The organism is Photorhabdus noenieputensis (assembly GCF_018448935.1).
GTDB lineage: Bacteria > Pseudomonadota > Gammaproteobacteria > Enterobacterales > Enterobacteriaceae > Photorhabdus > Photorhabdus noenieputensis.
Genome location: NZ_RCWC01000005.1, coordinates 87,102 through 112,167, shown reverse-complemented (window position 1 = coordinate 112,167; position 25,066 = coordinate 87,102). Strand labels below are relative to the sequence as shown.

18 protein-coding genes are annotated in these 25,066 nt (G+C 39.8%); 9 read left to right on the top strand and 9 right to left on the bottom strand.

Annotation, left to right across the window (positions count from 1 at the left end; all coding sequences use genetic code 11):
* Positions 1-13 precede the first annotated feature (13 nt).
* From EAE91_RS05925 to fdhE, 4 genes are all read right to left on the bottom strand, one after another.
* Positions 14-1,663, bottom strand: coding sequence for an LTA synthase family protein (locus tag EAE91_RS05925; RefSeq protein WP_214087678.1), 1,650 nt, complete (start codon positions 1,661-1,663; stop codon positions 14-16).
* A gap of 107 nt (positions 1,664-1,770) precedes the next feature.
* Positions 1,771-3,630: a selenocysteine-specific translation elongation factor gene (gene selB / locus EAE91_RS05920; protein ID WP_214087677.1), complete on the bottom strand. Its 1,860-nt coding sequence runs from the start codon at positions 3,628-3,630 to the stop codon at positions 1,771-1,773.
* A gap of 51 nt (positions 3,631-3,681) precedes the next feature.
* Complete coding sequence (gene selA, locus EAE91_RS05915; RefSeq protein WP_214087676.1) at positions 3,682-5,073, bottom strand: L-seryl-tRNA(Sec) selenium transferase; 1,392 nt, start codon at positions 5,071-5,073, stop codon at positions 3,682-3,684.
* 21 nt (positions 5,074-5,094) lie between these two features.
* Positions 5,095-6,024: a formate dehydrogenase accessory protein FdhE gene (fdhE, locus tag EAE91_RS05910; RefSeq protein ID WP_214087675.1), complete on the bottom strand. Its 930-nt coding sequence runs from the start codon at positions 6,022-6,024 to the stop codon at positions 5,095-5,097.
* Positions 6,025-6,538: 514 nt separating this feature from the next.
* On the opposite strand from fdhE, the gene EAE91_RS05905 reads away from it, so the two are divergent.
* The 5 genes from EAE91_RS05905 to EAE91_RS05885 all read left to right on the top strand — a co-directional run bounded on the left by EAE91_RS05905 (position 6,539) and on the right by EAE91_RS05885 (position 13,275).
* Complete coding sequence (locus EAE91_RS05905; RefSeq protein ID WP_214087674.1) at positions 6,539-7,492, top strand: methyltransferase; 954 nt, start codon at positions 6,539-6,541, stop codon at positions 7,490-7,492.
* Between the two features lie 448 nt (positions 7,493-7,940).
* On the top strand, positions 7,941-8,894 hold the full coding sequence (locus EAE91_RS05900; protein ID WP_214087673.1) for a methyltransferase: 954 nt from the start codon (positions 7,941-7,943) through the stop codon (positions 8,892-8,894).
* Between the two features lie 445 nt (positions 8,895-9,339).
* On the top strand, positions 9,340-10,293 hold the full coding sequence (locus tag EAE91_RS05895) for a methyltransferase (protein ID WP_214087672.1): 954 nt from the start codon (positions 9,340-9,342) through the stop codon (positions 10,291-10,293).
* Positions 10,294-10,772: 479 nt separating this feature from the next.
* Positions 10,773-11,726: a methyltransferase gene (locus EAE91_RS05890; RefSeq protein WP_214087671.1), complete on the top strand. Its 954-nt coding sequence runs from the start codon at positions 10,773-10,775 to the stop codon at positions 11,724-11,726.
* Between the two features lie 592 nt (positions 11,727-12,318).
* Entirely contained in the window at positions 12,319-13,275 is a 957-nt protein-coding gene (locus EAE91_RS05885; protein WP_214087670.1) for a methyltransferase, read from the top strand.
* A gap of 281 nt (positions 13,276-13,556) precedes the next feature.
* On the opposite strand, the gene fdoI is transcribed toward EAE91_RS05885, so the two are convergent.
* The 3 genes from fdoI to fdnG are packed head-to-tail and all read right to left on the bottom strand — an operon-like array spanning position 13,557 to position 18,183.
* Positions 13,557-14,198: a formate dehydrogenase cytochrome b556 subunit gene (gene fdoI, locus EAE91_RS05880; protein ID WP_214087669.1), complete on the bottom strand. Its 642-nt coding sequence runs from the start codon at positions 14,196-14,198 to the stop codon at positions 13,557-13,559.
* Complete coding sequence (fdxH, locus tag EAE91_RS05875) at positions 14,195-15,124, bottom strand: formate dehydrogenase subunit beta (protein ID WP_214087668.1); 930 nt, start codon at positions 15,122-15,124, stop codon at positions 14,195-14,197. The genes fdoI and fdxH overlap by 4 nt, the downstream gene beginning before the upstream one ends.
* An 11-nt stretch (positions 15,125-15,135) precedes the next feature.
* Positions 15,136-18,183, bottom strand: coding sequence for a formate dehydrogenase-N subunit alpha (fdnG, locus tag EAE91_RS05870; RefSeq protein ID WP_214087667.1), 3,048 nt, complete (start codon positions 18,181-18,183; stop codon positions 15,136-15,138).
* A 211-nt stretch (positions 18,184-18,394) separates the two neighbouring features.
* On the opposite strand from fdnG, the gene fdhD reads away from it, so the two are divergent.
* Positions 18,395-19,225: a formate dehydrogenase accessory sulfurtransferase FdhD gene (fdhD, locus tag EAE91_RS05865; protein WP_214087666.1), complete on the top strand. Its 831-nt coding sequence runs from the start codon at positions 18,395-18,397 to the stop codon at positions 19,223-19,225.
* A 66-nt stretch (positions 19,226-19,291) separates the two neighbouring features.
* On the opposite strand, the gene EAE91_RS05860 is transcribed toward fdhD, so the two are convergent.
* Positions 19,292-20,059 carry a GNAT family N-acetyltransferase gene (locus EAE91_RS05860; RefSeq protein WP_214087665.1) on the bottom strand — a complete coding sequence of 256 codons (768 nt, stop codon included), beginning with the start codon at positions 20,057-20,059 and terminating at the stop codon, positions 19,292-19,294.
* Between the two features lie 605 nt (positions 20,060-20,664).
* Between EAE91_RS05860 and EAE91_RS05855 the strand changes: the two genes are divergently transcribed.
* Complete coding sequence (locus EAE91_RS05855) at positions 20,665-21,585, top strand: carbohydrate kinase family protein (protein WP_214087664.1); 921 nt, start codon at positions 20,665-20,667, stop codon at positions 21,583-21,585.
* A 47-nt stretch (positions 21,586-21,632) separates the two neighbouring features.
* Positions 21,633-22,850 carry an MFS transporter gene (locus tag EAE91_RS05850; RefSeq protein WP_214087663.1) on the top strand — a complete coding sequence of 406 codons (1,218 nt, stop codon included), beginning with the start codon at positions 21,633-21,635 and terminating at the stop codon, positions 22,848-22,850.
* Here the strand turns inward: EAE91_RS05850 and EAE91_RS05845 are convergent.
* A complete protein-coding gene (locus tag EAE91_RS05845) occupies positions 22,847-23,512 on the bottom strand; it encodes a helix-turn-helix transcriptional regulator (RefSeq protein WP_214087662.1) in 666 nt (221 codons plus the stop codon). The two genes, EAE91_RS05850 and EAE91_RS05845, sit on opposite strands and share 4 nt — an antisense overlap.
* Before the next feature lie 94 nt (positions 23,513-23,606).
* Here EAE91_RS05845 and EAE91_RS05840 point away from each other — a divergent pair, with 94 nt between their 5' ends.
* Positions 23,607-25,022: an MFS transporter gene (locus EAE91_RS05840; protein ID WP_214087661.1), complete on the top strand. Its 1,416-nt coding sequence runs from the start codon at positions 23,607-23,609 to the stop codon at positions 25,020-25,022.
* Positions 25,023-25,066: the final 44 nt, after the last annotated feature.

Genomic DNA, 25,066 nt, shown 5'->3' with positions numbered 1-25,066 from the left:
TAACGGGTATAACTTACTTTTTACCTGCAACGTCTAATTGCTGATAAATATAGTGTTTATAACTCTCCACTAGCGCTTTATCCTGACAATCATCCAACGCTCCCCGGCAGAGATGACGCATGGTCATATTTGCTCGATAAAAAGGTGAAGCATCTAGTTTAGCTCTCTCCATAATCATGCCCCCAAGGAATGAAATATCCGTCAGTTCATCAGTCTGGATAGCTTCTCCCTGTTGCAAGTTATCCCGCATAGTAAATTGGGTGATATGACTTGGATTTGAAAATACGCCATTGTACTGATTTAGGCTGATATTAGGTTGATGATCACCGAAATAGAGGAACATGGTTGGCTTTTCCCGTTTAGCAACAAACTCACTGAAATCTTTAATTGCTGGATCAGAAGTTTTGATTTTCTCTATATAGTGACTGAATTTACCCACTGCCTGTGAATTTTTCACATGCCCGGTAAGCCCGTAATCATCAGCGTGATCTTCATCATATGGGCCATGTTCATACATAGTCAGTGAGAAAATAAAGAGTGGCTTATCCGTTTCTTGTGCCAAAATTTCTTTCGCATAACCCAACATCTCTTGCGTAGAGATAGTCCACAGATTTTTATCGAGACTAGCGGGATATCCCAATTCTTGTGGCTGAATAATACGATCAACGCCGAGAGTCTGATAAGCATGACCGGAATGGTAAGAAGATTTATTAAATGGCGTCAAAACAACCGTGTAATAACCATTCTGTTTCATTTCACGGAACAAGCTGTATTTCAGGTGATCAACAATAAAATAAAAAACCGCATTCTTACGTGAGCCAAAATCGTCCGTATTTAAGCCAGTCAGGGCGGAGAATTCAGATAACCAAGTACCACCACCGAAAGTTTGCACCCGCATTGGGCTTTGTGCGCTGACACCAGAATCCCGCTGGAACATATAAAGATTAGGTAAGCGGATATCATCAGGCAATTGATAGATATGCGGAGTCACGGTGGATTCCTGTAATAACATCACCACATCAGGTTTAATCGCTGACTGCGGCACAGGCAGCACAACATTCTTAGCCTGTTGCAGAAAATAATCGGATGATTGCCCAAACTGAGGCGCATGATATTTGGCATTCTTTGCCGACATCACCATATTGGTAACGGTGCCACGTCCTTTTGGTAGTGAAGATTCCCACTGCTCTCTGAACGCATTGGCAGTAGCGCTCACTTCCCATGTACAGAACGCCGCCAGAACTAAGCCGACGGTACGCCATTTGAAACCACGGCGGGGAGATGATTTTTTCCAGCTCAGCGTCATGTTAAACATCAACCAGATAAACATAGCGACAACGCCTAAACCGGCCAGCCAATAGTGGCGCAATGTTTCCTGATTGGCAGGATCAAGCATCAAGTTCAGATCGGAGAACATCAATTGCTCTTTGTAGTAATGAACTTTTATCTGATTGAGAAACTTAAAGATAATAAACAGCGTTCCGGTAAAGGCAGCGGAAAACAGTAGCCGGGCTGATACAGAAAATACTAGGCCAAATATCACACCAAACACACCGACAGCGATCAGTGCCGGGTAAATATCTTCACTTTTTTCAAAAACTAGTATTAAAGTTGCAATGAACAATAATCCCAGATAAACACCTGATATTATCTTCTTTTTCATATCGTATTGAATCCAATTAATAGATGGTTCACGGTTGGCAAAATAACACAGATCAGTTCAAGACGGTGATTTTGCTGAAATCATCTATATTTTAAATAAAGAAATCATCAGAATAGCCCATTATCTCTGAGAATATGTGACTCAGCCTGACGACGAGTAAAACCACTGCGATCAAAAAATTCCAATATCTGGATAGCCAATTTACGACCGATACCGAGTTGATTACGAAAATCCGCAGCGGTAATTGCACCATGATCTTGATTAAATTGGCGAATTAGTTCCGCGAATTGTTGAATTCGTTGGATGCAATAATAACGATCAGGAACAATCGCGATAATATGCCCCAATTGGGCAGATTTTTTCAACAAATTGCGGATAGTTGCTGCTTCTTCTTTTAAATCAGCAGCCAGATCACGTACCCACCACGGATCATCTATGAAATAGGGGGCTATTCGTTGCCACAATTTTGCCTGTTCATCGCTAAAAGCCAAACCGTGTTCAGGAAGATATAACCAACCTCGTAATTGTTTTAGCTGTCCATCACTGAGCAATGCATCTATCAGAGTATAAACCAGTGCTTCATCCAGCGTTGGCAGCGCCATCCGTTTCAGACGGGCCCTTCCCAAACCCAGTTGATCAACATGTTGCCGGTGATACTCAGCTAAAATTTGTAGTAACTTCTGCTTTGCTAACCTGGCATTGTTCTGTGATAACACCATACCATTGGCAATAACCACATCCTTATCAACGATTAGCTGGTGGAGAGTTGTTTCCGTTAATTGACGTGCCCAAGAAAAGTGGTCGAGAGAAAGTGCGCCTCGTGGCAAATGGAGCGCTAAATTAGCCGCATGATCTGATGTTTTGGCAAGCAGAGTGAGCCAATGCAAAAATTCTGATTGGCGCTTACCACGGCGGGGGGAATTTAGGTTTATCACCCGCGCGCCAGCCAGTGTTTTTCTGGCACTGATATCTCTCAGTATTAGTCGATCATTCTCGACCAACCACAATGGGCTATCAAGCACCAATTCAGCTAGCAGAGGCTTATCAGAAAGTTGATTTAGTAATGAAATCCGGCCCGTTATATGGCTGGCAGCATGATGAATATGAAGTGGTTGCCAGTTTCGCAAAGATTCATCAGTTTCTACTTCCACCAATACCTTTTCTACATGCTCAAAGGGTTTGTGGGAAAGTAGCCAATCACCACGGGAAAGCTGTTCTTTACTAACATCACCAGTAATATTCAGTGCAATACGTTGCCCGGCCTGAGCCGTATCAGTCTGTTGATTCTGAGCATGCAAGCTACGTACTCTGACTTGTTGATCCCGACCGGTCAGCCAGAGGAGATCTCCCACACTGACCCGGCCAGCCAATGCTGTTCCCGTGACTACCAGACCTGCTCCTTTGACACTGAAAGCGCGATCTATCGCTAGACGAAAACGCTGATGTAATTTTTCATGCTGCTTATTTTGCTGATGTAACTGCAACAGATGTTGCCTCAAAGGGGCAATACTTTCTTCATCCGTCATAGCCGTGACAAATAGAGAGGGGACGCCCCAACCCTGCTTTGCCAGCTCATGTTCAATTTGCTGGCGGACTTCAACTATTCGTTGTGATTCCACTCGATCTGCTTTAGTGAGCGCAACGGTCATAGACGGGCGGCCAATCAAACGCAGAATAGCTAAATGTTCCCTTGTTTGAGCCATTACTCCGTCGTCACAGGCAACCACCAATAAAACATGATCGATACCCCCGATCCCTGCCAACATATTGGCGAGGAACTTTTCATGTCCGGGCACATCGATAAAACCAACCGAAAAGCCATCCGGTTGCGGCCAATAGGCATAACCTAAATCGATGGTCATCCCGCGTTTTTTCTCTTCCGGCAAATGGGCTGTATTAACGCCGGTAATCGCTTGGATAAGTGTGGTTTTACCATGATCAACATGGCCCGCGGTGGCAAAAATCATAATATTTTTAGGAGATTATTGTATTTTGGTAAATTATTGTATTTCAGAAAATTACAGTAATAGTGCCTGCAATAGCGCTTTTTCATCTTCGAGACAGCGTAAATCCAGCCACAAACGTCCGTCGGAGATACGGCCAATAACGGGTTTGGCTAATTCACGCCAACGCCGGGCTAACCGTTCCAACGAGCTTCCCTGACCATCAATAGCGGTGAAAGTCAAAGCCCAACTTGGCAGACGATCAACCGGCAGTGAGCCACTGCCAATCTGTGAATAACATGGCTCGTCACGAACAATAAACTGGTCACCGTAATGTGCTTGAAGCTGAGGTAATAGCTGTTGTGCCATATTATGCACTTGTTGTTGTGAACGGGTTAATAAACGTAACGTTGGCAATTGCTGGCAAAGTTGTTCGGGGCGCTGATATAACCGCAATGTGGCTTCCAAAGCGGCCAGCGTCATCTTGTCTGCCCGTAAAGCACGTTTCAGCGGATGACGCTGGATTGCTTCTATCCAACGCTTTTTGCCGAGAATAATGCCAGCTTGTGGTCCCCCCAGTAATTTATCACCAGAGAAAGTGACCAGATCGATGCCCTGATTCAGATAATCCTGGGGCATAGGTTCGGTCGGCAAGCCATATTGCGCCATATTTATCATGGAGCCGCTGCCCAGATCAATTGCAGTGGGAATTTGCGAGGTTATTCCCAGAGCGGCCAATTCACGGCCAGACACTTCTGCGGTGAAACCTTCAATATTGTAGTTACTGGTATGCACTTTCATGAGGAGAGCGGTCTCTTCATTAATCGCTTGCTGATAATCTTTCAGGTGAGTGCGGTTTGTTGTACCGACTTCAACTAATCGGCATCCTGCCTGAACCATCACATCAGGAATACGGAATGCGCCACCAATTTCCACGAGTTCGCCGCGAGAAACCACAACTTGCTTACCGGATGCCACGGTTGCCAATAATAACAGCACAGCCGCTGCATTGTTATTAACGATGCAGGCATCTTCCGCCCCGGTTAATTCACGCAGTAAATTTGCCAAAACATGGTCACGGTGCCCACGCCCGGCGTCATTGAGGGAATATTCCAATGTTACGGGTGAACGCATCACTTGTGTTACCGCCTCAATAGCCGATTCTGCCATTAATGCTCGACCAAGATTGGTGTGAATCACCGTACCACTGAGATTGAACACCGGCTTTAAAGCCAAAGTTTGTTTTTGTTCCAGTTGCTGACCGAGAGCCAGGGACCAGTTATCACACCAATCAGGCAGTGCTTGATGCTGCTTGATATAGATTCTGGCCTGCTCCTGCATTCCTCTTAATGTGGCAGTGACCAGCGTCTGTCCATATTGTTCCACGAATGGTGTTATTTGTGGCTCACGCAATAGACGATCAATGGCGGGAAGCTGGCTGTACAACAGGCTCGGTTTATATGTCATGGCAATTCCGTCAACTCTCTATTACTCATTTGGGAACAAAAACGGGTTGATGCTACTGCGGGCAAAACCTTCCTCTTCCATTTTGGCATCGAGGATCAGTGAAGCTAAATCGTCAGCAACAGCTTCAACTTTCGGATCTTTCTCCTGATAGAGGATTTTCAAATAACTACCACAATCACCGCAACTTTCCGCTTTCACTGCGGAGTGCTCACTATCCAGCGACCAATAATTAAGATCGCGTGTCTGTTCGCAGTTACTGCATTTTACTCGTACCACATGCCATTCACTTTCACACAAACTACAATGCAGATAACGCAGCCCGTTGGTTGTGCCGATCTGAACAACACTTGAGACCGGCATACTGCTACAAACCGGACAGAACTGACGATGTTCACCATATTCTGCCTTCGCTTTTCCGGGGATTTGATTTGCCATTTGCGCCCAATAGAGGGAGAGTGCCGCCCAGATAAAAAGTGCTTTTTCAGGGCTGACTTTACTGAATTCATTTTTCAGCAGAGCATCGGCCATCTGTTCCAGCTCCTGTTCTGATGACTTGGCTAGATTATCCAAAGCGGCATTAACATGTTCCGACGCATCGGGCAATAATTCTGCTATTAGAGAGTGAAGCAGTTTTTGCCAATGTTCAGTACGTTGGAAGGTTTTGCAATCCAGAGGTGGTTTACCGTCAATGACAGATTTTTCTAAGATATCTGCTATCTCCATTGTCAATGGATTATCATGCAATGCTTTTTGCTGAGCTTGGGCAACTTGTGCTGAAAAGTTAAGATAATCAACGAACGGGCTTTTTTCTGTTAGTTGTTGCAAGCGCTCTGCCCGGCGTTGATAAAGGTTTCTTAGATTAGCAAAAAGCAATGGCGGGATATAATCTGCTGCTTTTTCATTGATACGATCTTTGCTTAGTTGTTCTTTAGGAACGATGTGGATACTCATTAGGTTCTATCTTCCTTGGGGCTTTCAGATTAATAATAATCTTAAGCTTGTTGTTAGCGCTCAGCATAGATCAAAAGTGGTTTCTGGGCTATAGAGATAATACTAGAAATGATGTGATCAGTTATAACCAATATATTCATGAAATGATTGCGAATTTTTTATAACCATTCATTCTTTGTGTAAATTTTTTCTGAAAGAAAAATCTTGTTAAGAAATTTCTTTCAATTTAATGTTAAAAATCCCTAAAAAGAGTTAATTGTGATTTTTAACATTTCTTTCTATTATATTTAATATGGCCTAATGATTCATTGATTCACGCCTAAAAACATATAATTAAAGTGAATAATTAATTGTAAAAAGAGAATTAATTATTCATTGCCGCATAAGGAAAAGATAGCAAAGTTAATAATTACATTTTGGTTTAAATGCGTCTCAAATATATATAGTTAGTCATAGTGGTACTATCTATATTTTATATAATAACCTCATTTAAAAATACAGAAAGGGTAATTCAATGCTAATCAATCTCATTACGTCATATAGAAAAACGGCCGCAATCTACACTTTTGTTGAGGCGGGTTTATCTATTCACTTTAAAAATGGAACCTATGTAGATATTAACAAACTTGCTGATCAATATGGTATTGATTATTCTAGACTTAATCGACTATGTGATTTCTTAACTGAAATAGGCGTATTGGTTAGCGGCAACGATGGGGTTGCACTTTCTGAAGAATGCAGTGCACTTGCTGATCCTGATAGTTTTGAAGTCTTGACAATAAAATATGAAATCAATCGAGAACATTGGGATTCTTGGTTAATGTACCCAAAATCCTTACTGGAAAACAATGGTAAACCGGCATTTGATATGGCGCATGGAAAATCATTCTATGAGATTTGGGATAATGATAAAGTACTAAAATCAAATTTTGACGCTTTAATGTCAAAATATACAAATAAAATAATTAAAGAACTGCTTGTTATTTATGATTTTAATAAATATAACAGAATATTGGATCTGGGAGGTGGAGACGGAGAGCTTTTAATCAGAATCAGTGAAAAGTTTACAGGAAAAGATTATGCTGTATTGGACAGATATAATGAAATTCCTATTTATGAGGGTATAGATTTTATAAATGGTGATTTTTTTGAGTCAATTCCGTCAGGTTATGATTTATATATTTTAAAGAATGTACTCCATAACTGGTCTGATAATGACGCAATATCTCTTTTGAAGAGTTGCCGAGAAATGATGGATGATAATGCAAATATCCTGATAATAACCTTAATGAAAAAACAAAAATCCCCAATAGTTAAATCTGTCGATTTATTAATGGATATGCTATATTTAGGGAAAGAGCGTTATTTTAGTGAATTCGAACATCTAGCTAACCAGGCGGGACTTGTCGTTCGATATTCTAGAGATATAGATGAAATATTTTCACTTATCGAATTAGGGATAAAATAAATATATCCCATCGTTGGGGAGTACATATGTGAAATATTTGGCATCAATATATTTGATGCCAATTTTTATGTTAATGAAATATATATGTAGTAAAATAGAAAGTAAATTTATTCGCTGACAATAAAAACGATTAATAACTATATTAAAAAATCCTATTTGATTTTATAAATTTCTGAGAACAGTTAACTGTGATCTTTGTCATTTCTTTTTGTCTAATTTAATATAGTCTGATAGTTAACAATTCTGCTCCTAAAAATGCGTTATTAAAATAAGTTGAACAATGTGAAAATAAGGAGAATAAAATCTTTATTATCTCACTGAGAAAAGGTAACAAAGCTAATAATCACATATTAGTTGTCAGAATGCCCAATTAATTGTCATGGTATTTAATGCATTTTAGATAAAATACTTCATATTTTTATAAGATAAAGACATAAAGGATAACTCAATGCTAGCCGAACTTATTACATCATATAGAAAATCAGCCGCAATCTACGCTTTTGTTGATACAGGCTTATCTATTCACTTTAAACATGGAGCTTATGTAGATATAGACGAACTTTCCCGTCAATGTGGTATTGATTATTCCCGACTTGATCGATTTTGTGATTTTTTAATTGAAGTTGGGATATTGGTTAATCACGGCCATAAAGTCACTCTTTCTGAAGAATGCAGTGCACTCGCTGATCCTGAAAGTATGGAGTCATTAATTGTAAAATGGGAACTGAGCCCAGATTGCTGGAATGCTTGGTCAATGTATTCAAGATCTTTACTTGAAAATGATGGAAAACCTGCATTTGAAATAATGCATAGAAAATCATTCTTTGAATATTTGGTTAGTAATAAATTACTCAAATCACATTTTGATTCTTCAATGTTAAAAGGCTCAGATAAAATCATTGGAAAGCTACTTGATATTTATGATTTTAGTCAATACGACAGAATATTAGATGTTGGAGGAGGGGAGGGAAATCTTCTGGTAAGAATCAGTGAGAAGATAAAAGGAAAACATTACGCTGTATTAGATAGATATAATGAAACTCCTGTTTTGGAAAATATAGATTTTATAAATGGAAATTTTATAAAATCAATTCCATCAGGTTATGATTTATATATTTTAAAGAATATTCTCCACGATTGGCCCGATGATAAAGCAGTATTAATTTTAGAAAATTGCCGCAAGGCAATGGATAGTAGTTCAAAGATTTTATTGATAAATTATATGAAAAAACCACAATCTAAAGCGGTGCTGTATTTGGATATGTTAATGGATGTACTATTTTCAGGGAAAGAACGTTATTTGACGGAGTTCGAACGTTTGGCTAACCAGGCAGGATTGGTTATTCAAGATGTTAAGGATATTGATGAATTATCTTCAATTATTCAATTGGGAATAAAGTAACGTAAAGATAATTATATGGATATTTTTCCTCTGAATAAATATGTAACAATCATGGCGTCGAAATATTTGATGCCATGATTGTTTTATATTAATGAAATATATAGGCATTAAAACGGAGAGGAAATTTATTCTCCGGGGATGAAAATTATTTAAATAGCAAGAATAAATATATTAAATCATTTTGTTTTGTTTTTAAAACCCCTTTAAAGAGTTAATTGTAATCTTCATTATTTTTCTCTATTATATTTAATATAGTCTGATAAGTAACAATTTGAATCTCTAAAACACAGAATCAAGGTGAGTTAACAAATTGTAAGATAAGGAGAATGATATAAAGTTAATGATTACATTTTAGTTATCAGAATACCTAATAAATCATCATGTATTTTCTGATTTTTAAATAAAACAATTCATCTTTTTATAAAATAAATATAAAGGATAACTAATGCTAGTTGAACTTATTGCGTCATATAGAAAATCAATTGCCATCTATGCTTTTGTTGATACAGGTTTGTCTGTTTACTTTAAAGATAGGGCCTGTATGGATATCAATGAACTTGCCTGTCAATGTGGTATTGATTATTCGCGACTTAATAGATTATGTGATTTATTAATTGAAATTGGAGTATTGGTTAGTTGCAATGATAGAGTTGCACTTTCTGATGGATGCCGTGCGCTTGCCGATCCTGAAAGTATAGAATCGTTAATGATAAAGTGGGAATTTGATTCGGATTTCTGGAACGCTTGGTTAATGTATCCAAAATCCTTGCTTGAAAATAATGGTAGATCGGCATTTGAAATAGCACATGGAAAACCAATCTTTGAATATTTGGATAGCAATGAATTGCTCAGAGCAAAATTTAATTCTTTAATGTCAAAAAACTCGGATAAAATGATTGAAAAATTATTTGATATTTATGATTTTAGCCAACACGATAAAATATTAGATGTTGGAGGAGGAAGAGGGAATCTTTTGATAAAAATCAGTGAAAGGGTAAAAGGGAAACATTACGCTGTATTGGATAGATATAATAAGAGTCCTACTTACGAAAATATAAATTTTATAGATGGAGATTTTTTCAAATCAATTCCATCAGGTTACGATTTATATATCTTAAAGAATATTATTCATGATTGGTCTGATAATGAATCAATACTCATTTTAGAAAATTGCCGAAAGGCAATGGATAATAATGCAACTATTTTATTAATAACTTTAATGAAAAAACCACAATCTAAATTTGTTAAATATTTAGATATATTGATGGATATGACATCTTTAGGGCAAGAGCGTAACTTAACGGAATTTGAATGTTTGGCTAAACGAGCAGGGTTGATTATTCAAGATGTTAAAGATATCGATGAATCATATTCAATTATTCAACTAGGCGTAAAATAAATTATAGATAATATGAAGCTTAATTAAATATAACGATATGGATATTGTATTTTTGATAAATATATGGAAAATATGGCGTCGAGATATTTGATGCCATATTTTTACTTTATATCAATAAAATGTTTAAATAGAATGTGGATTTAAATTTTATAATAATCGTGGTTTAATATCAAAATTAAATTATATTTCCTTGTTTAATTTTCAAATATCCAGGAAAGTATTAATTGTGATCTTTATCATTTATTTTTATCAAATTTAATATAGTATAATAAGTTACGACTAGAAATGGATAATTAAATTGAGTTAACTTGTTGGAAAATAATGGGAATAAAAATTTATTATTTCATGATGAAAAGGTAACAAAACTAATAATCGCAATTTGGTGAAAATATGTTGTTAAAATACTTAATCAATCATCACGGTATTTCTTGGGTTTTATATAAAATACTTCATTTCTTTATGATATAAAGGATAACGCTATGTTAATCGATCTTATTACATCATGTAGAAAATCAACCGCAATTTATGCTTTTGTTGATATGGGTTTGTCTGTTCACTTTAAAGATGGGGCCTGCGTAAATATCAGCGAACTTTCCCGTCAATATGGTCTTGATCATTCTCGTTTTAGCCGGTTATGTGAATATTTAATCAAAATAGGAGTATTGGTTAATAGCAATGAGGGAGTGACACTTTCTGAGGAATGCAGTGCACTTGCCGATCCTGAAAGTATGGAGTCATTAATGATAAGGTGCGAAGTTAGCCCAGAATATTGGAATGCTTGGTCAATGTATTCAAAATCATTATATGAGAATAATAGTAAAACGGCATTTGAGATAGCGCATGGAGAATCATTTTTTGAATATTTGGACAATCATGAATTATTCAGATCAAATTTTGATTCTTTTATGTCAAAAAATTCGGATAAAATAATAGATAAAATACTCGATATTTATGATTTTAGTCGATACAACAGAATATTAGATGTTGGAGGAGGAGAAGGAAATCTTCTGATAAGAATGAGTGAAAAGGTAAAAGGAAAGCATTATGCTGTATTAGACAGATATAATGAAGTTCCAGTTTTAGAAGGTATTGAATTTATAAACGGAGATTTTTTTAAGTCAATTCCATCCGGTTATGATTTATATATTTTAAAGAATGTTATCCATAATTGGTCTGATAATAACGCGGTGTTAATTTTGCAGAGCTGCCGAAAAGCTATGGGTGATAATGCAACTGTTTTGTTGATAAGCACAGTGAAAAAATTACGATTGGAAATAATTGACTCTACGGATATATTAATGGATGTACTATTATTAGGAAAAGAGCGTTATTTGAATGAATTAGAAAATTTAGCTAACCAAGCAGGGTTTGTCGTTAAGGATATCAAAGATATAAATGAGAAATATGCAATTATAGAACTGAGGGTAAAATAAATTACAGATAATCATGGAGTTTCACAAAAATAATTATATGGATATTGTATCTCTGAAAATAGATATAACAAGTATGGCATCAAAATACCTGATGCCATATTTTTATCTTACATTATAAAAACATATGCATTAAAATTAATTAACAATAGGTAGAATATGGCTACCCTTAATTGATGATTTGGAAAGGAACATCATTGATGTTTCTTTTCCTGTTGCAGAAATAGTACATTTAAAAAATACCTATAATTTTTCAGGTTTTATAATTATCATTTCTTTTATAAATGAATGTAAATGGCAATATATACACTACGTTATTTTCGGTTGTTTAATTTTTAAGGGTTATGAGAAGAGTTAATTGTGATCTTTGTCATTTTTTTTTATCAAATTTAATATAATCTGATAGTTAAAAACTTACTCTCAAAAATGCGGAAGTAAGATGAATTGAATCTTTACATGAAAAGATAACGAAGCTAATAATTACATTTTAATTCAAATGGGTTGTCAGGATATCCAATCTATCATCATGGTATTTCTTGGATTTTTGATAAAATACTTAATTTCTTCATAATATACAGATATAAAGGATGGCTCAATGCTAACTGAACTGATTGCATCAAATAGAAGATCAGCTGCAATTCATGCTTTTGTTGATACCGGATTATCTACTCACTTTAAAGATGGAATTTATGTCGATATAAGCGAGCTTTCCCGTAAATCTGGTGTTAATTATGCTCGGTTTAGTAGATTATGTGATTTCTTAGTTGAAATGGGGGTGTTGGTTAGTAAGGATAATAAATTTAGGCTTTCTGATGAGTGCCAGGTGTTTTCCGATCCTGAAAGTTTTGAGACATTCATGATAAAGCTTGAAATTTGCTCATATTACTGTAATGCTTGGTTAATGTATGGAAAATCCTTATTTGAAGATGATGGTAAATCGGCATTTGAAATGGCACATGGTAAGCCATTCTTTGAATATTTGGATGGTAACAAATTTCTCAAATCAAATTTTGATTCTTTAATGACAAGAGTCTCAAATTTAATAGTGGAGAAGTTACTTGGTATTTATGATTTTAATCAGCACAATAGAATATTAGATGTTGGAGGGGGAGAGGGAGAGCTTTTAACAAGAATCAGTGAAAAGGTAAAAGGAAAACATTATGCTGTATTGGATAGATATAATGAACTTCCCGTTTCTGATAATATAGATTTTATCAATGGGGATTTTCTCAAGTCAATTCCATCCGGTTATGATTTGTATATTTTAAAAAATGTTCTCCATAATTGGTCAGATAGTGACTCAATACTTATTTTGGAGAATTTCCGCAAAGCAATGGATAAAAATGCATCTCTATTATTGATAAATATGGTGAAAGAGCCAGAATTTTCGAGATCTTTCGATATATTAATGGATATGTTATTTTTAGGGAAAGAACGTAGTTTTGCTGAATTTGAAAATCTGGCGAACCAAGCTGGACTTGTCGTTCAAGAGACTAAACTTGTTGATCAATCATATTCACCATATTCATTTATCGAACTACGGATAAAATAAATTGTAGGAACTATAGATTATTCCCAAAGATGATTATATGGATATTGTCTCTTTAAGGATAGAATATATAAAATAAGGCATCAAATTTTTTGATGCCTTATTTTATATCAAAGGAGAAAACAGATTAAAATAGAAAGTGAATTTAATTTAAAAGTTTATGATAAAAAATAGTTTAAACAAAAGTATTGAACTTAATATCTAATCATTCCTTGTGTTTATTCACACTTAATGAGTCATAAGCAGGATATGACTATCCTGCTTATGATTATATTCGAAACGTATTAACGTTTATCTTCTTGTTGTTCCTGTTTCATCACTTCGCGATACCAACGTGGGTGATGTTTCTTCGCCCAACCACGAGTTACCCAACCTTCAACCATTGCTCGGAGAGATCCTTTCACCCAGAATGCAGCATAAGCGTGAACCATAATCGTCAAGATTAAACCAATAGCTGACATTGAATGGACTAGAAGTGCAATTCGAATTAGCGGGATAGAGAAGAGATCAGCAAAATAGGGACGCCAAATAATAACACCACTGGCAGCAAGTAATATCAAGCAAATGCTGATAGACCAATAAACCCCTTTCTGACCTAAGTTATACTGACCAATATCGCCCGCTTCCTCATTTTTCATAATCTTACGGATGTTTTTTAGCCATACAATGTCATCTTTGTCGATAAAGTTATGTTTAAAATATCTGAAAAACATAAAGATAAATAAAATAAACATCGCTGAACCGACAAATGGATGCAAAATCCGTGACAATTGCGGCGTCCCGAAGATATTCATCAGCCAGTTAAAAGAGGGGAAAAAGAATCCTAACCCACTAATGGCGGTAAATAGAAAACAGAGTACCACCGCCCAGTGGTTTATTCGCTCAACCGGTGAGTGACGGATAATAATATCTTTCCTACCTTTCATCGCGGTTCCTCCCCGTTAGCTGATTTCGGTGAAGACTCAGCATCACGACGCGCATTTTCTTCGTCTTCTTCGGTTACCCGGTTCGGGCCAATACCCACATAATGGAAGAGGCTGGCTGCGAATGTGGCTGCAAATCCCACCGCGGCTAGTGGCTTCCAAATACCTTTCCAGAAGGTGATGGTCGGGCTGATCGCGGGATTGTCCGGCAGGCCATGATATAGCTGTGGTTTGTTAGCATGGTGCAGTACATACATCACATGAGTACCACCAACACCATCAGGATCGTACAGACCCGCATTCTCATAACCGCGGCCTTTCAACTCACTCACCCGCTCAGCCGCCAAATCCTTCATGGCTTTTTTACTACCAAAATGGATTGCACCGGTCGGACAGGTTTTCACGCAGGCAGGTTCCTGACCGACGTTAACGCGGTCAACACACAGAGTGCATTTATATACCCGGTTATCTTCTTTGTTGAGTCGCGGTACATTGAATGGACAACCCGCGATACAGTAGCCACAGCCGATGCAGTGTTCCGATTGGAAATCAACAATCCCATTTGCATACTGAATGATCGCCCCTTCTGCTGGACAAGCTTTCAAGCAACCTGGATCAGCACAGTGCATACAACCATCTTTACGAATCAGCCATTCCAGCCTGCCGTTCTCTTCAACCTCTGAGAAACGCATAATAGTCCATGATTTAGCGGTTAAATCAGCCGGGTTATCATAAACACCAACGTTATAACCAATCTCATCACGGATATCGTTCCACTCAGAACAGGCCACCTGACAAGCTTTACAGCCGATACATGTTGTCACATCAATCAGTTTCGCAACGCCTTCCTGGTCATCCCGCACCCGTGGTGCAGGAGTAAAAGAATTTGTGGCAGAGCGACGAATGATGTCTTGAGTTTGCAATGACATAATTTTTCCCTTTACACTTTTTCCACATTAACCAGGAACGCTTTGAACTCAGGCGTTTGTGTGTTCGCATCACCAACAAATGGTGTCAATGTATTGGCAATAAAGCCCTTCTTCGCTGCCCCTTCAAAGCCCCAGTGAATAGGAATACCGATAGTATCCACTTCACGACCATGTACATTCAGGGTACGAATACGTTTGGTGACAACCGCTTTCGCTTTGATATAACCACGATTGGAGCTAACCTTGACGGTATCACCATGCTTAATGCCTTTCTTTTCTGCCAGTTTTTCACCGATTTCCACAAACTGTTCAGGTTGGATAATCGAGTTCAACAAGGCATGTTTTGTCCAATAGTGGAAATGTTCGGTCAAGCGGTAAGTCGTTCCCACATAAGGGAATTTATCTGGCTTACCCATTGCTTCAAAGTCGCTTTTGAACACTCGGGCAGCCGGGTTGGATACCACATTTGGATGCAACGGATTGGTCCCTAATGGTGTTTCAAAGGGTTCATAGTGTTCAGGGAATGGCCCTTCTGCCATCTTATCAATAGCAAACAGACGCGCCATACCCTCCGGTTGCATGATAAATGGACCGACATCCGTTTCCGGCGCAGCCACACTGTAATCAGCAGTATCGACGCCACCCCACTTAATGCCATCCCACGTCAATAACTGACGTTTCGCATCCCAAGGTTTGCCCTGCGGATCAGCCGATGCGCGATTGTACAAAATACGACGGTTTAACGGCCATGCCCATGCCCAACCTAGCGTATTACCCAATCCTGACGGATCGGCGTTATCACGACGGGCCATCTGGTTACCTTCCGGCGTCCAGCTTCCGGCAAAGATCCAACAACCACTAGCGGTAGTACCATCATCACGTAGTTGCGCGAAAGAGGTTAATTGCTGACCTTGTTTCACGATGACATTGCCATCAGCATCAATCAAATCAACCAGTGCTCGGCCATTACTCTCTTGGGCCACCTCTTCCGATGTGGGGCTGTCCGGGTTGAAGTAATCCCAGGTCATGTTTAGCACCGGCTCTGGTGATGCACCACCTTCAGCGCGGTACATATCCCGCAGACGTTTGAAGATTCCGGAAAGGATCTCTGCATCACCGATGGCTTCTCCCGGCGCATCCGCACCTTTCCAGTGCCATTGCAACCAGCGACCAGAGTTAACAATTGAACCGTTTTCCTCTGCAAAGCAGCAACATGGCAGGCGGAAAACTTCTGTCTGAATTTTGGATGAATCGACTTGGTTAAATTCACCGTGGTTCTGCCAGAAAGTTGAAGTTTCAGTATTAAGTGGGTCGATAGTGATCAGGAATTTCAGTTTCGACAGGGCATCAACGACTTTATTTTTATTCGGGAAAGAAGCTACCGGGTTAAAGCCCTGACAAATATAGCCATTCACTTCACCTTTCGACATCATGTCAAAAAATTGCAGAACATCATAACCTTTGTCCCACTTTGGCAGCCAGTCAAAACCCCAGTTGTTATCTTTACGCGCGTTATCACCGTAGAAACTCTTCATCAGACTGATGAAGAATTTTGGGTAGTTACCCCAATAGTTAACTTGGCCCGGCCGCATTGGTTTTGGCGTATTTGCCTGGAGGTAAGTTTGCAGATCAGCCTGTTTCTCTGAGGGGAGTGTCAGATATCCCGGCAAGCTTTGCGACAATAACCCCAAATCAGTCAAGCCTTGAATATTCGAGTGACCACGCAATGCATTAACACCGCCGCCCGCCATACCCATATTGCCCAACAGTAGTTGGATCATTGCCATAGTTCGGATGTTCTGCGCACCAACTGAGTGTTGAGTCCAACCCAGTGCGTACAGGAAAGAAGCAGTCTTATCCTTAACACAAGTTTCTGCAATATATTCACAGACTTTCAGGAAATCTTCTTTTGGCGTACCGCAAATATTAGTGACGACATCGGGCGTGTAGCGACTAACGTGCTCTTTTAACAAATTCCATACACAACGTGGGTGCTTAAGCGTGATATCACGTTGAGCAAAGCCGTTTTCATCCAGTGCATAGTTCCAACTGGTTTTGTCGTATTGACGTTTTTCTGCGTCATAACCACTGAATAAACCATCATTGAACGAATAATCTTCACGCACGATTAGACTGGCGTTGGTATATGCTTCAACATATTCATGGTTAATCTTATTGTTGGTTAGCAGGTATAAGATGACACCTGACAAGAAAGCAATATCAGTACCAGAACGGATTGGAGTATAGAAATCCGCTACAGATGCTGTTCGGGTAAAACGCGGATCAATCACGATTAACTTAGCGTTATTATGGATTTTGGCTTCCATTGCCCAACGGAATCCCACAGGATGCGCTTCGGCAGCGTTACCACCCATAACGACGATCAGATTCGCGTTCTTGATATCAACCCAGTGGTTGGTCATCGCACCGCGACCAAATGTTGGAGCAAGACTTGCTACCGTTGGTCCGTGTCAGACACGTGCTTGGTTGTCTACGGCAAGCATGCCGAGAGCGCGACTAAATTTTTGTGACAGATACCCTGTTTCGTTACTGGAAGCAGATGCACACAGCATGCCGGTCGTCAGCCAGCGATTGACTGTCACACCTTCTTGATTGGTTTTAATGAAATTGGCATCACGGTCTGCTTTCATTAACTTAGCGATGCGATCAAATGCCTCATCCCAAGTAATACGTTGCCATTTGTCAGAACCCGCTGCGCGATATTCTGGATATTTCAGGCGGCTTTCGCTATGGATAAAATCAACCAGGCCAGCCCCTTTAGGACAAAGTGCGCCGCGGTTTACCGGATGATCAGGATCACCTTCAATATGGAAAATAGTTGCTTTCGCGTTTTTTGCGCCATCGCCAAGGCTGTACATCAACAGCCCACAACCGACAGAGCAGTATGTACAGGTATTTCGGGTTTCACGTGCACGCAACAATTTATAATTACGTGTTTGTGCAAGGGCTGCGGTTGGTGCAAAGCCCAACGCGGCTACCGTTGTACCTGCCATACCGCCAGCGCAGATCTTGAAGAACTGCCTTCTGCTGACTTGCATGGGAATCTCCTCGCTCACATTGTCTTAAAATGCATTGTTTTGAAATGCATTGTCTTAAAACAGTATCCATTCCATCATGGGAAAAATTTCGAATGTGTTCTTTCTTATTAAAACCACTTTCCGTAGCGGGATCAGATTTATTGCCTGACAAATAGTATAGACTCTTTTTTCACACGATTATTATGTCGTAACACTATTAGGAACTCATCTAATGTATAACGTAAAATCAGGGAAGTTGTTACCATTTGGTGTGATTGAGGGCGTAAAACGAACGAACGTTCAACAAAAACACCATCTCGATACATTAAAAGCTGATTGGATTGCAGAAGAAGTTCCTGTTGCTTTAGTTTACAACGGTATTTCGCATGCCGTAATGATGGCAAGTCCCAAAGATCTCGAATATTTTGCTATTGGGTTTTCGCTTTCCGAAAGCATTATTGAATCTCAACACGAGATTCGTGGCATTGATATTATCCCTAATTGTAACGGCGGCATTGAGTTGCAAATCGAACTTTCTAGCCGTCGTTTTGCTGGTTTGAAAGAACGCAGGCGTAATCTGGCTGGACGAACAGGCTGTGGCATCTGCGGTACAGAGCAACTTTCTGATATTTTTCGCCCGATTTCCCCGTTGCCTTTCACTCAAACCTTTTCATTAAACCACCTTGACCATGCTCTCTCTCAATTGACTAACGTCCAGGATGTTGGTGCATTGACGGGTTGCACCCATGCTGCAAGTTGGATTAATCCAGACGGTAAATTATTGGGAGGATGTGAGGATGTAGGCCGTCACGTTGCACTGGATAAAATGTTGGGCATGAAGGCAAAAATAGGCTGGCAGCAGGGCGCTGTTCTGGTATCTAGCCGTGCCAGTTATGAGATGGTGCAAAAATCAGTCACCTGCGGCGTTGAAATTTTATTTGCTGTTTCAGCAGCAACTTCATTGGCTGTAGAAATCGCTGACCGATGTCATTTGACCTTGGTTGGTTTTTGTAAACCCGGTAAAGCGACTATTTATACCCATGCTGAGAGATTAATAAGTTAAATGAGCCGAAAATATGCAATATCAAGAGCTTCCATATTCCCTGTTAATTGCCTCAATAATGCTAAATCACGCATGCAAGTTGTGAAACATCCATAAATTGGGCTCAATGTAATAAGCCATTTGTTGTTGTACATCCACCACTAGCGGTACTAAACCACCAGGAATAATATACTGCCCACTTTGCGGAAATTTCATTCCTGTCCATTCCTGCCATTGATCAATCGAGGCATTTATATACATTGAGTGCATAGCCGGTCGAATAATCTTCGCTCCCAGACGCCAGTGTGCCCGAATCCAGGGATCAAAAGGTTCATTGTTATCATTTTTCCATTCACAGTATTGTACAAAATCTTGCAATGGATAGTTTTTTTTCAATGTCGGCCTAACAGGAACAACTAACCCTTTTAACCCCTCCTCAATAGCTGTTTGTTTTAAGCTACTAATGAGTAATGCCGGTAAATTCTTGCCACGAAATTCAGGAGATACTGTTACTGACAGTGCTGACAACATTTTTGTTACTTTTTTTCCACGGGCAAACATACCTCTGCGGAAAACTTCATCCCAACCATTATCTGGCAGTTGTTCTAATGAATCGTCTTCCCAAGGGAAAGGCACTGCATTGGCAACACCAATTAATCGCTGTTTTTCCCCTTGCTGCAAAATAGCAAATTGCTGAAAACGGCTGAAATCTGATTTAAATAATTTATTCCAATGCTCATATGTCACTGGGGAGTTCTGTATAAACAAAGGCCAATTATTATAAATAAGCTCATCAGTGGCATTTTTTAAATCAGGTCGTTGTTTTGCAGATTGAATAATAATGTGTGTTTTCAACGTAGGATTTCCGGTAAAGGTAATTTGTAAGATTGATAAGTACTTCATGAGTTGATAATGATAATTATGTAGAATAGCAGTAATATTTATAGACATAAATAGATAATGTATTTTAAGTAGTTATTACTAAGAGCTAATTAAATAAATATTGTATTTTTTATTAATTACTTAAATTAAATTTTTATTTATCAAGCATACTTGGATTCACATAATAAATGCAACATCGTTAATCCGGAAGTAAACATGTTCGTATTCCTTTAAATAATTCATTCGTTTTGGCTCTCCTCATGAGGATAATTTTATGAATTCATCAATATTTTCCATGAGTTTTCATATATCTTGATAACAATGATTATGTGTCACTATTTCACATAGGGATTGTCATCGCCTTATGACCGATAAATTGGAGATCAATCACATTGGTATCACATAATTGATACAGGTTGACTTTTATTGGACCCGATTAATGTTAAAGTATAAGTATTTCTTATGTATGTGAATTCGGCAATAATTGCTGCAAGTTTTCTTTCCTAAGTGATTTATCTGTTTCTTTTCCAATTTGATGTGACTATGGCTGATATTTAGGCCGGTAAGAGGAGAGCCTAATGGCAGGTTTACTGCCGATTACTGTAATTGCGGCGGCGGCAGGAGATATTATTCTTAGTTTGCCGAGGCTTCCCCGTAGTGGAGCAGATCAGGAAGCTAAAGAAATTGCTCGGCAGATTGGTGGTTCTGGTTTCAATGTTGCTCGGGCTTTGGTTCGCCTGCAAATCCCTGTGATTAATGGTATACCGGTTGGTAACGGATACTGGGGGGAGCAGATAACCAAAGAGATGCAAGACCTTGGGCTTGAGGTCACATTGACCCATTCATCTCTTGATAATGGTTGGTGTTTGGCAATGGTTGAACCGGACGGTGAAAGAAGTTTTGTCTCCGTGAGTGGTTGTGAAGTTGACTGGAGTACGGCCATGCTCTCTTCTATTGCTTTGCCGGAAAGGGGGTATATCTACTCCAGTGGTTATGTCATGGCGAGTAAATCAACGGCGATTTTATGCGACTGGTTACTGGCGTCGCCATCCGGGCAGACGTTATTGCTGGATTTTGGCCCACGTTTACCAGAAATAGCACCTGCTTTCCTTGATGCATTACCTGCTGACCGGACTATTCTGACACTGAACCGTGATGAAGTTGCTGTATTGTGCGGAGAAGGTGATCCTGTCTTCCAATCTAGCCGTTATGCCAGTAAAAGAAAAATCACTATTATCTGTCGGTTAGGTTCACAGGGTACGTGGATATGTCTGCCTGATCGTGAGCCAGAATATGTTGCTGCTTATAAAGTGAAAGTGGTGGATACCATCGGTGCTGGTGATGCTCATAGTGGCGGCATGCTGGCGGGATTATCGCAGGGAATGTCGTTAAGAGATGCTGTTGAGCTTGGCAATCGGGTGGCTGCCATTGTCGTCAACCGTTCTGGTGCTGCGGGTGCACCAACAATAAAAGAACTAGAGGAGTTTGTGTTTGAATAATTATTTTCAGGTACTACGCCTCTTAGATTTTAAGGGGTGTAGTTAAAATGAGTGCATTACTTCCAGGTTGGAAACGCAAAACGGCTTTATTTTTATCAGCTCAAACAATTTCTTTGCTAGGTTCTTCCATTGTCCAGTTCTCTATCGTCTGGTATATCACCTTAAATACTTCATCGGGAGAAATGCTGGCTATTTCGGTACTCTGTGCATTTCTTCCACAGGTATTGATCTCTTTATTTGCAGGTGTTTGGGCGGATACTTATAACCGTAAGCTGCTCAGTATTGCCTCTGATGCAGCAATTGCATTAGTCACTCTTGGTTTAGCAATCTCTTTTATGCTCGGATTTAAGAGCATTGAGTTGTTATTTGTCGCGTTGATTGTCCGCTCGTTCGGGACGGGCATCCAGATGCCGGCAGTTAGTGCTATTATTCCGCAACTCGTGCCGAAAGATAAATTACTGCGGGTTAATGGTATTAATGCTTCTTTGACTTCACTGATGATGCTGGCATCTCCAGCTATAAGTGGCTTTTTGTACTCTCAGACTTCGATGGAAAATATTTTTTTAGTGGACGTAACGACGGCCATTATCGGCATTAGTATTGTTGCGTTTATTCCTATTCCCAAAGTTGTTTCTGGTTCTATGCCGGATAATAAATTTCAGGCAATCTTAGCGGGTTTTCGTTATCTGCAAGAGAATAAATTAATCAGAAATCTTTTGATTTTTCTGATTTGTGTCTGTTTTCTGATTAGTCCGGCTGCATTTCTGACACCTTTATTAGTTAATCGGACATTTGGGGAAGAGCCGTGGCGTTTAGCCGTCAATGAAATGACATTCAGTGCCGGCGCGGTTTTAGGTGGATTGCTGATTTCTTTCTGGAGTGAATATAAAAATAAAATGCGTATAACGGCGATAGCTTGCGCCTTTTTTGGCATATTTATGATCGCTCTTGGTAATGCCTATTGGTTCCCACTTTATCTAGTAATCAATGTCTTTTTAGGTGTGGTAACACCTTGTTTTAACGCACCGATAACCGCGGTTTTTCAGGAAAGAGTCGAACCTGAAATGATGGGTAGGGTATTTAGTTTAGTTCAGATTGCTCTGTCCTGCTCTCTGCCATTAGGTATGGTGCTGTTTGGCCCCATTGCTGACTATATTAGTATTCAATCTCTTTTAATGGTATCTGGTGGATTGATATTACTGACTGGCGCACTGTTTTTTATGTTTAACGGAGAAGGCAGCAGAGAAAGTAGCAGAGCAGTTTAATCAGGCTTGATGTTGCCAGTTATGCGATAAGCGCAGCGCCGTGAATTGGTGAGCATATACTCCACGCGTTCTACTTGAGCCTGGAGTATATCCCGGAATACATTGAGTTCAGCGCGGCAAAAGCCTTGGCAGGCGGTAGCGGCAGCGCAAATTGGGCAATGATTTTCTACCAGCAAAATAGCACCATCTTCGGTAGATGACCATTGAGCCATGTAACCTTCATGGCATCTTATGGCAACCAGCCGTTCGACTCGCTCTTGTAGACTGGTTGCTCCATTCATTGCTTGCTGATAATTAGTCCGGGTTTCTTGCTCACGGGTATCAATCAATAAATCTATGGCTTGCTCACCTAACTGTTTACGGATAGTGCTGAGTAATTGTACCGTCAATTCAGCATGCTCATCTGGGAAATGATTATGACCTGCGGCTGTCAGGTGCCAAAGTTGTATTGGACGACCAACACCTCGCGCTTCTGCAATCGCTTCCACCAGCCCTTCTTTAGCTAACTTCACAAACTGTTGCCGGGCAGCTTCCCCGGTTGTGCCTAGTATTTTCCCGGCGTCAGAAGCTTGTTGAGGACCACGGGTTTTCAATAGCATGAGTAACTTTTCACCTACTGATTGTGTCATGCTTGTGCTATTTTCAAAGCTTTTTCTTGACATACTCCGTTTCCTCACCTTAATTTATTCCAAGATAATTCTTGTTTAATTTAACGTAAGACTCATATTAACTCAATGCTAATGCAGGATAATGACTGTGATAACAAACGATGAAAGCTGCTGGAGCGATTTGTTCTCCGGTAAAAACGCGGCCAGCGCTCTGGTTTTATCGCTAGGAGTTGCGTTATATGCGATTAATATCTTAATTGCCACCACTATCTTACCTTCGGTTGTACAGGATATTGGGGGCTTGCACCTGTATGCTTGGAATACGACGTTGTTTGTTGTTGCTTCTATTATTGGTTCAGTATTATCTCCGAGTCTGCTTAATGCGCAGGGAGCACGTAACGCTTATCTGGTTGCTGCGCTGTTGTTCTTCTTTGGCAGCTTGTTATGTGCACTTGCTCCAACAATGGAGGTGATGCTTATCGGGCGAACGGTGCAAGGTTTTGGTGGTGGACTGTTGTTTGCACTCTCCTATGCTATGATCAATCTGGTATTTGAACAGGCGCTTTGGCCGCGGGCGATAGCTCTGATATCCGGTATGTGGGGCGTTGCGACATTAGTTGGCCCTGCTGTGGGCGGTGTTTTTGCTGAGATGCATGCTTGGCGTTATGCCTTTGGCATTATGCTGCCAATAATGCTGTTGTATGTGGTCTTCACTTGCTTAACTTTGCCAAAAGGTAAACTTCATGAGCGGAATAAAACAGCGTTACCACTGGTACAGCTAGTTTTATTAACGGGAGCGGTATTGATGGTTTCTGCGGGTAGTGTATCCGAAAATGTGAAGTTGAATTTTGCAGGAATCATGCTGGCATTAATATTAATAATATTACTAATTTGTCACGAACGGCGTTCTGTCACACGCCTATTACCTCATGGTGCATTGCATTTTGGATCACCTCATGCTGTGCTATTCGCCACGATTTCATTATTAGTGGTTGGCATGACCAGTGAAGTATTTGTTCCGTATTTCCTGCAAATATTGCATGGTCAGTCACCGCTAATTTCTGGTTATATGGCTGCGGCAATGGCAGCCGGTTGGACAATTGCGGAGATAATCAGCGCGAGTTGGCGTGGAGCCGGTATGCGTTGGGCAATTATCAGTGGGCCAATATTGGTATTAATCGGTATGCTGATTCTGTCGCTGATATTATCACAGCCTTCAGTGGGACATTGGCAAGTAATGATACCCATCGTGACTGCATTGACTTTGGTGGGATTTGGTATCGGTTTTGGCTGGCCGCATTTGCTCACTCGCATATTACAGGTTTCGTCAGAGAGGGATAAAGATATTGCTGGTGCTTCAATTACAACCGTGCAGCTCTTCGCTACTGCTTTTGGGGCGGCATTGGCGGGGATGGTGGTGAACCTTTCGGGGTTTAATGAACCGGGTGGTGTAACGGGGACAGCTTCTGCCGCATACTGGTTATTCCTGCTATTTGCAATCGCACCCTTGCTGGCGCTGTTTACCGCGTGGAGAGCAGCGAAGATTAGGTTGGTGGCTGAGTAGTTCTGTTTTATGGTGTAAAAAATAGTTCCTGATATCGACGTTTG